This is a genomic window from Glutamicibacter sp. BSL13, from assembly GCF_052928425.1.
Window position 1 is genome coordinate 1 of record NZ_JAVGCZ010000194.1, and the last position, 1,971, is coordinate 1,971.

3 protein-coding genes are annotated in these 1,971 nt (G+C 64.5%); 2 read left to right on the forward strand and 1 reads right to left on the reverse strand.

The annotated features are described in order from the left end of the window. On the forward strand, positions 1-267 hold a 267-nt coding region (locus RCJ92_RS15745; RefSeq protein ID WP_446755101.1), incomplete at its 5' end, for a sulfurtransferase. Positions 268-342: 75 nt separating this feature from the next. Next, positions 343-768 carry an HIT family protein gene (locus tag RCJ92_RS15750; protein ID WP_446755102.1) on the forward strand — a complete coding sequence of 142 codons (426 nt, stop codon included), beginning with the start codon at positions 343-345 and terminating at the stop codon, positions 766-768. 193 nt (positions 769-961) lie between these two features. On the opposite strand, the gene RCJ92_RS15755 is transcribed toward RCJ92_RS15750, so the two are convergent. Further along, positions 962-1,603, reverse strand: coding sequence for a class I SAM-dependent methyltransferase (locus tag RCJ92_RS15755; RefSeq protein WP_446755103.1), 642 nt, complete (start codon positions 1,601-1,603; stop codon positions 962-964). Positions 1,604-1,971: the final 368 nt, after the last annotated feature.

The window sequence follows — 1,971 nt, forward strand, 5'->3', positions numbered from 1 at the left end:
CTGAACCGTCCCACCACCGAGAACCTGGACGATGCCGCCCGCTTCCGCCAGCCCGAGCAGCTGCGCGCGGGCTTTGCCAAGCTCGGGCTGGAACCCTCCGGCCGGGCAGCCGCCGCCTACTGCGGTTCCGGGATCACCGCCGCGCACCAGATCCTGGCTCTGCACGAAGCCGGGATCGACGCCGCGCTCTACCCGGGGTCCTGGTCGCAGTACAGCTCCTACCCGCAAAACGACGTGGCCACCAGCGACGAAACCCACCGCCACTAGGGCGGCACGGCGCACAGCTGACCCCGCCACACCGCACAACCCCGGCCGCTGCCGGGCGAACACTGAAAGGCGCACATGAGCACCCTGTTTACCAAGATCATCGAAGGCGAGATCCCCGGCCGCTTCATCTGGAAGGACGAGCAGTGCGTCGCCTTCCTGACCATTGGGCCGATCACCGACGGCCACACCCTGGTGGTTCCGCGCGAGGAGATCGACGAGTTCACCGACGCCTCCGACGAGCTGATGGCACACCTGATGAAGGTCGCCGGGAACATCGGCCGGGCCCAGAAGCGCGTCTTCAATTCCGCCCGTGCCGGGATCATGATCGCCGGGTTCGAGGTGCCGCACCTGCACGTTCACGTGTGGCCGACGAACTCGTTGGCTGACTTCGACCTGGGCCGGGTGGATGAGAACCCGGATCCGGCTAGGATGGACGCGAATGCGCAGAAGCTGCGCGCGGCACTGAAGGAAGACGGACACATCCACATTCCCGACGCCTGATTATTCGATCGCAGCGACCACGGCGCGCACCTGATTTCCGCGGCCCCGCCCGGGCCGGACGGAACCGGGTGCGCGCCGTTGCGCATTCGGTGCTGCGCGACTCTTTCCAGCACAGCAGGAGGCCGTCAGCGACGGTGAGTGATGTCGGCATCGCGTGTTCGCCCTGGTCTTTCCAATCCGGGGGAGGGAAGGCCTAGCGCCGAACGAGATTTGCGGTGATGGCGGCATGCGGACGCACCCCGGGGTCGGTGCGCGTGCTCAGGTCTATTACCGAGAAACCGGCATCGGCCAGCACGTCGATCATTCCGTCCGCGGGCCAGCGGTAGGCCCGGACGACCTGATGGGGGAAGGCCTCAATGCGATCGCCCTCGAAGAACCCCAGCATGAGCGTTCCCTGCGGCCGCAGGACGCGCGCGAATTCCCGTAGTATCGCCGGCACGGTGTCAGGGGCGCAGTGGATCGTGGAATACCAGGCGAGCAGCCCTGCCATCGAGCCATCCATGAAACCCAACGAGGCCAGATCCGCGTTTATGAAGCGTTGTTGAGGAAAACGCGATCGGGCAATGTCCAGGAACTCGTCGACGAAATCCACGCCAATCACGTCGGCACCCCGATCCGACAGAAACTGCGTCCAATGACCCGGGCCGCAACCAACATCGGCGATCGGCCCCACAATGCTCCGCGCCCAGCCGGTGATGTCTTCCTGATCCTGCGGAGCCATCTGACTCATTGAGCCGAGCACCTCGGAGTATTCAGCTGCCCGTGCCGCATAGGACTGGCGGACATCATTGGTTTGCATGGATTTCAAAATATCATCGCCGTGGACGGTGAGCACGTCGCTTGGCGAGCGTAGCCGAATACTCTAGCTGTCGGCTGCTTTAGGTGGGGTGGCCGCTGGCGGGTCCTGCCCACGGCCCGGCCCGGTCCTCGACCCCCTACGACGACTGCTGTTGCGTTTGGTGGTATCCGGTGGCGGGCCGTCCGGCTTTGTCGGGTTCGTCTGACCCGGGACTGGTTTTTGTTCCGGTGGCTTTTGCCGGGCTGCTTGCTGCCCTGGTTTGGAAGGGTCTTCCCAACTGGCGAACCAGTACCGGTTACGCCGCGGGGTCTGGGAAGGATCCAGATGCTTGGGCAACACCACATGCGGCAACCCGTTCACATCAACGATCTTGAACTTCCCGGCATGATAGTCATCATGCTCCC